The 8835-nt window shown below is 40.3% G+C and carries 10 protein-coding genes and 1 pseudogene; 9 read left to right on the forward strand and 2 right to left on the reverse strand.

Features of this window, described 5'->3' with window-relative positions; translation table 11 throughout:
• Positions 1-40 precede the first annotated feature (40 nt).
• Genes B5J93_RS12580 through B5J93_RS12610 form a run of 7 tightly spaced genes read left to right on the forward strand, consistent with a single transcriptional unit; the run spans position 41 to position 6116 of the window.
• On the forward strand, positions 41-802 hold the full coding sequence (locus B5J93_RS12580) for a type VI secretion system accessory protein TagJ (protein ID WP_079326687.1): 762 nt from the start codon (positions 41-43) through the stop codon (positions 800-802).
• A 3-nt stretch (positions 803-805) separates the two neighbouring features.
• The gene (locus tag B5J93_RS12585) at positions 806-1261 is read left to right on the forward strand and encodes a type VI secretion system baseplate subunit TssE (RefSeq protein ID WP_078274480.1); all 456 of its coding nucleotides are present in this window, start codon (positions 806-808) and stop codon (positions 1259-1261) included.
• Between the two features lie 16 nt (positions 1262-1277).
• Complete coding sequence (gene tssF / locus B5J93_RS12590) at positions 1278-3107, forward strand: type VI secretion system baseplate subunit TssF (protein ID WP_079326688.1); 1830 nt, start codon at positions 1278-1280, stop codon at positions 3105-3107.
• A 2-nt stretch (positions 3108-3109) separates the two neighbouring features.
• The gene (gene tssG / locus B5J93_RS12595; protein ID WP_079326689.1) at positions 3110-4084 is read left to right on the forward strand and encodes a type VI secretion system baseplate subunit TssG; all 975 of its coding nucleotides are present in this window, start codon (positions 3110-3112) and stop codon (positions 4082-4084) included.
• Between the two features lie 8 nt (positions 4085-4092).
• Complete coding sequence (locus B5J93_RS12600; protein ID WP_079326690.1) at positions 4093-4734, forward strand: hypothetical protein; 642 nt, start codon at positions 4093-4095, stop codon at positions 4732-4734.
• A gap of 24 nt (positions 4735-4758) precedes the next feature.
• Positions 4759-5397, forward strand: coding sequence for a hypothetical protein (locus B5J93_RS12605; RefSeq protein ID WP_079326691.1), 639 nt, complete (start codon positions 4759-4761; stop codon positions 5395-5397).
• Entirely contained in the window at positions 5397-6116 is a 720-nt protein-coding gene (locus B5J93_RS12610) for a hypothetical protein (RefSeq protein ID WP_079326692.1), read from the forward strand. Before B5J93_RS12605 ends, B5J93_RS12610 begins: the two co-directional genes overlap by 1 nt.
• Before the next feature lie 226 nt (positions 6117-6342).
• On the opposite strand, the pseudogene B5J93_RS12615 reads toward B5J93_RS12610, so the two are convergent.
• A pseudogene (locus tag B5J93_RS12615) lies at positions 6343-6567 on the reverse strand (S24 family peptidase); the annotation flags it as partial.
• 250 nt (positions 6568-6817) lie between these two features.
• Positions 6818-7618 carry a transcriptional regulator gene (locus B5J93_RS12620; RefSeq protein WP_079326694.1) on the reverse strand — a complete coding sequence of 267 codons (801 nt, stop codon included), beginning with the start codon at positions 7616-7618 and terminating at the stop codon, positions 6818-6820.
• A 137-nt stretch (positions 7619-7755) separates the two neighbouring features.
• Between B5J93_RS12620 and B5J93_RS12625 the strand changes: the two genes are divergently transcribed.
• Positions 7756-8019 (forward strand): hypothetical protein, encoded by a 264-nt coding sequence (locus tag B5J93_RS12625; RefSeq protein WP_079326695.1) that lies wholly within the window; start codon positions 7756-7758, stop codon positions 8017-8019.
• On the forward strand, positions 8016-8835 hold an 820-nt coding region (locus B5J93_RS12630; protein WP_211278895.1), incomplete at its 3' end, for a DNA-binding protein. The genes B5J93_RS12625 and B5J93_RS12630, both read left to right, overlap by 4 nt.

The following is an 8835-nucleotide window of genomic DNA, read 5'->3' on the forward strand; positions in this document are numbered from 1 at the left end:
TAATATTAGGTTGTGTTTTTATATCAGTATAGGTCGTTTTATGATTATTGATCACATCACCCACCATATAGAGACACTCATTAGCCAGCTTAAAAAAGACCCCATGAACCTAAATGCCAGACTGGCACTCATTCAATGTTATTGCCTAGAAGCGGATTGGCAAAAAGCCTTGAGCACCACCGATAATTTTCTAAAAATTCATAACGACCCACACGTCAAATCCCTACTTAAACAAAATATTCTTTGCGAGATACAGCGAGACGCAGTGTTTAAAAACACCAAAGCACCACTTGCTTACCCCGATACAGCTTTTCATGGCAATCAGAACCTGTTATTACAAGCCTTCTATGACAGTAACGATAATATGGTTGATATTTTCAGCCAGCTCATTGATGAGTGCGACTTTTGGGCAACCATCACCACATATGACGAACAGAACTATCAAGATTCATGGATTGACAGTGATTTTAGATTGTCTAGTGTCTTTGAGATATTTGTGGATGCTCATTACTACTGGCTACCCACCAATAACATCCAATCCATTCATTTTTGGCGACACGAAGTACTAACAGATATTTTGTGGCGACGTGCCAAAATAACCCTGCAAAACCAACAGGAAATCTCAGCCTTTATACCTGCCAGATATCCTATTTTAACCGAGGTATCAGAAGACATCAAACAAAACAAACGCACCCAATGGGAACAAATGTCTAAATTATCATGGGCAAACGGTCAAAAGACATTGACATCAGGCGATGTGGATATCCCCCTGCTTGATATTGATGTCATCACAAGAGGGTAACTCATGGCAAACAATACCGCAAGTATCTATGACAGGCTCATGCAGCACACCTCTGGTGCTAGCATCTCTCACAGTCAGTTAAGAGAGTTTGTGATTCGGGATTTGCTCTCTTTATTGAATACCGCAAGTTACTACACAGACAACCACGCTTATTTTAGCCAAAACGAAACCTATCACTGTGTCATGAATTATGGCATACACCCCTTATCAGGTAAAAGAGCCTCAGAGATTAACTGGCTTGATGTAGAGAGCAACATCACCGCATCCATCAGAGCCTTTGAAAGTCGGATACTGCCAGAGAGCTTGGAGGTAAAATGCCTAACAAAGCACGCCGATGACATCCTACACAATCAAGTAAGCATACAAATCACAGGGCTAATACGCTCAAGCCCACATCCCGAGCGATTTGTATTAACCACCAAACTAGACTTAGAAACAGGCAGTTTTAACCCAACATAATATCTAGGAGCATGTCATGAACCGCAACTTTTTGGAAAAATACCATCAAGAACTAAAAAATTTTCGTGAAGCCAGTAAAGAATTTGCCAAAGAGCATCCTGCTGTGGCTGGACATCTTGGATTATTAGCACCAGAGATAGAAGACCCTTATGTTGAAAGATTGATTGAAGCAGTGAGCTTCTTAACTGCTCGCATCAATCTAAAAATCGATGAGCAATACCCCAAATTTCTAGAACACATCTTTCAAGTCATCCAACCAAGTTTTAATAAGGTCATACCCAGCTGTGCCATCGTCTCTTGTTACACCAATGAGAACTCCCCCTTTATCATTCCTGCTCAGAGCTCCGTATTCACGCATGCCAAAAAAAAGAATACAGCTACCTGCAATTTTTCTACCTGTCATCCGCTACAAATCACTCCTTTTCATATCCAAAAAGTCAATTACATCAAGACCTTTAAAAACAATTACCTCTCCCAAGAACGCCAAAAAGCCAAATTAGACATCATTTTTAGCTTTCCAAAAACACTATCCATTAAGGATATTGACTTTTCTTGTATTCATTTTTACATCAAAAATACCGACCATTATACCGCCACAGAGCTATTATATCACCTATCAACCAAAGCCACTTCTCTTAGTGTCAGTCAAAAAGACCATAAAAACATCTACTCCCCCAAAATTAAGCTTACTGGCATGGATTTTAATCTTGACATATCCAATGATAGAAAAATCAGCCATTTAAAAGATGTGGTGGAATATAGCATACTGCCTGAAAAGACCTTGTTCTTTACCATAAACGATTTACAGGCTATCATAACAGATTGCCTAAAACGACATAAAAAAACCTCCTCTGACGACATGGTGGAATTTACTTTATCGTTTGGTTTAAGTGACTTTTCTGATAATATTGAAAAATATCTCACCCATGATTGTCTAGACCTAAACAGCATGATTATTAGCAATCATTTTATCAAAAAAACACGTTTTGTCATCAACCAAAATACCAACGAACAACACATCGTCATGGACAAAATCAGAGCCAAAGATTTTGAAATCATCTCCATCAAATCCATAGAAGGATTTAATTCAGTCAATACCAAAATAAAATCTTTTGAACCCATCTACAAAGTTGATGGTTATCACACCTTGGAGAACACCCAAGATGTTGGCTTTTATACTGACACCTATCGCTCAAACCAACTAGCCTCTACGAACAACTCCTACAAGGGTAATGAATGCTATGTTACCATCACCAATCAATATCAGCACATCACTCAGCACGACCTAAATCAACTATCGGTTGAGGCTTGGTGTAGCAACCGAAGTCTGGTCAGAGACATCAGCTGGACGCTTGATGAAGATTTGCAGCTCGATGACCGATTCAAGAGCACCAAAATCGTCAGGCAGTGTCGTTTCACCGAACCTCTGGACTCACCCTCTCACACTGTCGCCCAGTGGCGACTGATGAATCTAATCGCCTCTAATTTCATCATTGATGATTTGAATAATGTAGAATCACTAACCAACCATATCAAAGACAGTCTGCTGACCATTCATGAAATGTCAAAAAATCAATCTTTTAAAGCACAGATTGATGCAATCATTAGCATTACAGCCTGCAAAACTCACGAAAGCCACAAACGCAATCGCAAGCTCATCCCCTTAAATGGCTTACATTTTGAAATCATCATAGATGAGGCAGTCATGAGTCATGCCCATCCTTATATTTGGGGCTGTGTTTTGCTCAGTCATCTAAAAGGGTATTCACCCATCAATCATTTTACCAAACTAACATTACGCAATAAAAAAAGTGAAATTATTGCCACATTGAGTTCTTTGGAGTAGTCATGTCATCTGATATCTCAGTTCAAGCAACCCCTTTAAACACCGATGACATGCAACTGTTTGCTCTACTTAGATATTTACATCTGCATGCCAATCTCACCAAAAACATCGGAGACGAAGTGCAACTAACAGAGCACAATGTGCGATTTGGACAGCTTGCCAAACTATCATTTCAGGAGCGACAAGTACACCAAATCATCTCACAGGGTAAATTTCTCAAAGTCAAGATAAAAGGCTTTGGCATGCTAGGGACAAACGGTGCCCTACCCTTGCACCTATCCGAGGCGATTTATGAGAAGAATTTACACGAAAAAGATCATACCTTTAATGATTTTTTAGACATCTTTCATCATCGTCTAATCAGCCTATTTTATAAAGCGTGGCTTAGCTCAGAACCTGCGGTCATGCTTGACAACAAGAGCAACCCTCTATTTAGTGAGCACATCGCTGGCTTTGTTGGCAACCAGCCTTTGGCTGATGAAGGCATGGAGGGACTGTTAAAATACAGCCAGTTTTACTATTCTAGCTTACTACTCAATCAAAATATGCCCACACACAACCTCATCGAGATACTCAGTGGCTACTTTGACACACCCATACAGATAGAAGAAAATGTTGGCGAATGGATTCCTGCCGAAGCACACACGACCACCCTTTCCTCTCAACTTTTAGAACCTTTAGGTTCAGGACTTTTGATTGGTACACATTATTTTGATGCCACTCAAAAATTTCGAGTCATCATCGGGCCTGTGAGCACTGCCAAATATTTGGACTTTTTAAAAGGAGGGCATCTATTTGATAAACTCATCAGATGGGTCGTCCGATACACCAAACACAGCTATCAATTTGACATCAAAATCATTGTCGATAAAGACGACATCCACCCCAGTCGCCTAGACACTTCGCACCCACTAGGGCGTAACAGTTGGCTTGGGCAACCCAAAGAAAACCCCCATGTCATCATAGATATTGATTAGGGCGTACTATGACTTTTATCATCGCCATACAAGCCAAAGACAGCATCGTGGTCGTCAGTGACACATCAAGTTTCTACATCACTGATGACGGTCGTATAAAGCCACATCCTCACAAGCGACTGCCTAAACTGACACTGGACAGTCATCAAAATGTCCGTACCGCCAATGGCATTAGCCAACTGTCAGACATGGTCTTTGATACCATAGCAAGCAACCAGGAGCTTCATGAGTTAAGACGACAGCTTGCCAAGGTTAGCGATGTTTATTTGGCACATTTTAAAAACTCTCCAGCATTGGTGGAGCAAATTCAGCTAACCACAATATACTGCTCATTACTGCTAGACACAGGACCTAGACTATATAGCATACACACCGATAGCATAGAGAGATTCGAGGATAACAGCATAAGCATACTCAGTGCCAAACACACAGACCCAACAAACATACTCCTAGAATTACAACAGCTCCAAAAAAGCATAAAGCCTGTCAAGGAGTTTGTTGATGAGTTGTCTTGCATATCGCATTACCTAAGACTCATTAAACCTATTTTCAAAAAAACCCACACTCTTGGTGACAGCAGTATGGATTTTCATGTATACTTTGGTGCATCTACTGGCTATTATTTTGAACACATTCCAAACACCTACTAAGTTAAATCCCAAAGGAGACCATCTATGGTAGCAGGCTCTAAACTACTCATCAACGAACACGGCATCTTCATCACCACCCCAAAAACCTTCCAAGTCAAGAGCAATGAGAAGGTGATGATGAGTGGAGAAAAAGTGTCATTTAGACTACCAAACATCTTATTAAAACCCGATTTATCAGAACTGGAAAAAGTAAAATTGACACCAAACCAACTAACAGCCAGTTTAGGTATTTTGGGTTGTATTGAAAAACAGGGTGGATTTTCTGAATGCGGGGAATTATTTATTGATAACATTAAAATCCAAGAATTTTGGCTGTCACTTGATAATAAAATTTATTACATACCACCAACGAATATTGCAAGCTCAAAGACAATAACTATAGATGGTATTGATTATCAGATTGAAAATGAGTTAACGATTGTTGGAAGCATGGCTGATACTTCGCATTCGTTATCCCAGCAATTTGAGAATCTAAATCAATTAAAGAAAGACTATGTCACAAGATTTGGTCAGGATAATGCCAATGTGATACTTATGAATGGGTTAAATAGATATTTGATTGTTTTGGAGCATATTCATACCTTAAAGTGGGAGCAGTCAGAATTTGCAGAATTTTATCAAAAGATTTCTGAGTCTCAATTAAATTTTAAGGATTCTGTCTGATGAGCAAAATTGACTATGTATTTTTTAAAGAGACGGGTGTACATAAAGTGATTTTAAAAGGAAAAAAGGTTAGAATGACACCCATTGTGCAATATGGCATATATTTACCCGACCCTTTTAGTAGCACGGTTCACCGAGCATCTTCAGAAAAAATGGGGGATTTTGATGCGTGCATTAATGGGCAATGGTATGGCTATAACATTGGTACAAATGCCAATCAAGGACTGTCTATTCTTGCCAATGATGAGGTTTATGGTATGCCTTCATCTGGGCTTTGGAGCATCTCCCAAACCCTTGATTATCGATGGGTGGCAAAAGAAGGAGACCCAACGACACAGTATTATACGGGGGTAGGAGGATTATGTCCTTTGATTGTCAACAAGCTACTTTATGGAGAAAAAAATGTGTATACCAAAAGTGATTTAAAAGATGTTGTATTATATGGAGAGCCTAAACCAGAGCATAAAAAATATCTGTTGCAAAGAAGCTCTAAGAAGTTTCGGAAATTAAACACTTTACCCAAGAATTCAGGGAAAGTTGGTTTTGGTATCAAACCCAATGGTAGTGTGGTGATATTTTTAGAGGAAAATAAAACCGCAAAAATGAGTTATTATAAATTTAGAAACTTATTTGAAGGTGAGGGCTGTATTCATGCCTTTGCTTGTGATGGCAGTGATTCTGTGTTTTTATATTATGAGGTACTGATTAAATCTGCATAAGTGAATATGGAAGAGACTGGCGAGCCAAGACCAATAATGGCAAGGGCTAGGGTAGGACAAGCAAGCCAATTATGCAGATAAAAGCCCAAATCCAAAATGAGAAAAAACAATCAAAAATGATAGAAAAATGATAAAAATATGTGCATATTTGATAGGCGTTTAAACGGTGTTTAAACAATTTTAAAAGCGACCTTAATGGGTCGCTTTTTTTGTGGGTGTGGCAGGGCTAGTGGGGTAAGTCGTAGCTGATGTGGACGACTTGCCCATAGACTTCAATGTCGGAGCTGTCTAGGTCGGCTTTTGATAGGTCTATGGGGTCGTAAATGGTGTTGTCGCTGATGAGCCGTAGCCCTGTCGGTAGCCATTGGGTGCGTTTAACATATAACTGTTCGCCAATGCGTATCACATAAATCCTGCCGTCTTTGGCTGTGTTTTTGGATTTGTCAATTAAGACAGTGGCATTTTCTTAGGATTGTAGGGGACATACTGTTGGGTTTCACTATCGTTCAACCCAACCTACGGGCTAACCTACAAACTTGTCCAAGTTAGGTTTGTTAAACTTAGACAAAATCTAAATCTTAAAAACTTTGTCCGAGTTTAAAAATTGTAATAAAAATCAATTACTTATAAATAAAACTCAGAAAAAATCCCACAACAAACTTGGACAAGGATTGTCTAAGTTTGTTTCTGGTTTGTCTAAGTTACTTACTTAATTTACGAACTTGATAGGCAACAGCTTGATAGGCTTGGTCTAGGCGTTTATCATCAAGCTCTGTCATACTAAGTACACCGTGTTTATCTTGTAGATACTCTCTAAACCATTCATCTAACTCAAATTTTTTTAAGTTGGTATGGACATAAGCATAGCGACTTTTTCGTACACCGTCAGAGTTCTTTTTGGTGGCGGTTTTTGATGAATTTAATCTCCCTATCCAGCTTTGCAAATGCTTTCTCGCAGTTTCATATTTATCAAGTGGGATAAGGTGGTAAGAAGTTACCTTTAATTTAGCATTCAATGAACGCCAAACTGCTTGATGATTTTTAGCTGAACCCGTCGTTCGGTATTTACCTTCCAATTCCACAATCTCATTAACCAGTCGTTGCAGATTGGCTTTTTGTTCGTCTGTAATGTGTTCAATACCTGCTTTGACTTCTGCTTTGGTGCGTGTGATGTGCTGATTGGTATTGACTTGGTGTACAGTTGAGCCAGCACCTGTAATTACGCCAGAAACATTACCTTGAATGTTGTTGATTTGTCCTGTTGGTTCGCTTGTGGGCTTTTTAATATCAGCATTACGAACCCCTGTGATGATGTAGTGAATGTCAAAGCCAAGTTGGTTGAGTTCATACAAAAACCCAACCGTCATCTCACTACGCCCAGTCTCATAATTGATGTACTGCTGGCGACTTTTGCCTGTTTTTTCGGCAAGTGCATTTTGGCTAAAACTGTGTCTAGCCCTTTCTTCTACTAGCCTTATGGCGACTTCTTGTAAATCAAACATAGAAAACTCCTTTTTTACTTGTAAAATTTTATTGACAAGTAAAATATATTGTACTAAAATACAGTCAATGAAGTTTGGTAGCTATCGCATTTCATTGTTGCAGGTAAAAATTTAAGGTTAATTAAACAGGTTATTTTATGCAAGCTAATGAAATTTATCAAGCATTAAAATCGCGTGGACATAATGCCAGTACAGTTGCCGAAGCGTTGGGCGTGCGTCCACAATCGGTGGCAGGTGTTATCCGTAGCGGTCGTGGTAGTGAACGCATTGCCAAAGCGGTAGCGGTGGCTGGTGGTTGTTGTTTTGAGCGAATGTTTCCTTTTTACCAAGAACAAAACAATAAAAAGGTACAACGCACCAAAAACATTGACGAGTTAAAGGCTGAATTGGGGGTGATATGAAAACCCATTATTCTGCAAAAGAATTAGCTGAACTTGGCTGTGTGAACGGTTCAAGCGAACGAAACATTAAGCGTTTGGCACAAAAAGAAAATTGGGTCGGTCGCAAAAGACAGGGCAAAGGCGGTGGTCTTGAATATGCCTTTGACGGTCTGCCCAAGAAAGTACAAGCGGAAATCAAAGCCCGTGAGTTAAAAGCTCTTATGGTTGCCGATATCCCAAAAGCTGTGATGGTGCGTGGCGAGAGAGACATTGACAGCCTAAACCACAAACAAAGACGTATCGCTGACAGCCGAATGCTAATGGCAATGCTGGTGGAACGTTATGCTGACGAGCTTGGCACTCAGGATAAAGCCATTAAGCATGTCAGTAAGCTGTCTCGTATCGGGGCGTTACCCATAGAGGGGGCAACTGACTACAACACCGTCTGCGAAAATGCAAAGGCTCGTGCAGGAAAGGTCGGGGTGGGCGTGCGTAACCTACATGAGTGGGTCATAGAAGCTCGCCGATGTGGTAGTGCCAGTGAGGTGCTTGCGGTCATGAGTCCAAATAAGCAAGGTCGCCCAAAGATGAATGTGTTGTCGGCTTTGTGGCTCCCTGATTTTTTAAAAATCTATCGCAACCCCAATGGCTTGTCCGTGTCTCGGTGCTATGAGCTGTGGCGATATGAGCATATCAAAGCACATGGCACGGATTTGGGCTTGCCTAGTCTAACACAGGTTAGAGCCATGCTCAAACGCATACCGCTCTTGGAGCGTGAACGGGGTCGGATTACAGGCTCAAAACTCAAAGAGATAGACAGCTATACCAACCGAACCC

Source organism: Moraxella equi, from assembly GCF_002027555.1.
GTDB classification, from domain to species: domain Bacteria; phylum Pseudomonadota; class Gammaproteobacteria; order Pseudomonadales; family Moraxellaceae; genus Moraxella; species Moraxella equi.

Bases quoted from the DNA above. Each gene is read 5' to 3' on its own strand.
- B5J93_RS12625 (WP_079326695.1), top strand. From the start codon at position 7,756: ATGCAAGCTAATGAAATTTATCAAGCATTAAAATCGCGTGGACATAAT.
- tssF (WP_079326688.1), top strand. From the start codon at position 1,278: ATGAACCGCAACTTTTTGGAAAAATACCATCAAGAACTAAAAAATTTT.
- B5J93_RS12620 (WP_079326694.1), bottom strand. From the start codon at position 7,618: ATGTTTGATTTACAAGAAGTCGCCATAAGGCTAGTAGAAGAAAGGGCT.
- B5J93_RS12605 (WP_079326691.1), top strand. From the start codon at position 4,759: ATGGTAGCAGGCTCTAAACTACTCATCAACGAACACGGCATCTTCATC.
- B5J93_RS12600 (WP_079326690.1), top strand. From the start codon at position 4,093: ATGACTTTTATCATCGCCATACAAGCCAAAGACAGCATCGTGGTCGTC.
- B5J93_RS12610 (WP_079326692.1), top strand. From the start codon at position 5,397: ATGAGCAAAATTGACTATGTATTTTTTAAAGAGACGGGTGTACATAAA.
- B5J93_RS12580 (WP_079326687.1), top strand. From the start codon at position 41: ATGATTATTGATCACATCACCCACCATATAGAGACACTCATTAGCCAG.
- B5J93_RS12585 (WP_078274480.1), top strand. From the start codon at position 806: ATGGCAAACAATACCGCAAGTATCTATGACAGGCTCATGCAGCACACC.
- tssG (WP_079326689.1), top strand. From the start codon at position 3,110: ATGTCATCTGATATCTCAGTTCAAGCAACCCCTTTAAACACCGATGAC.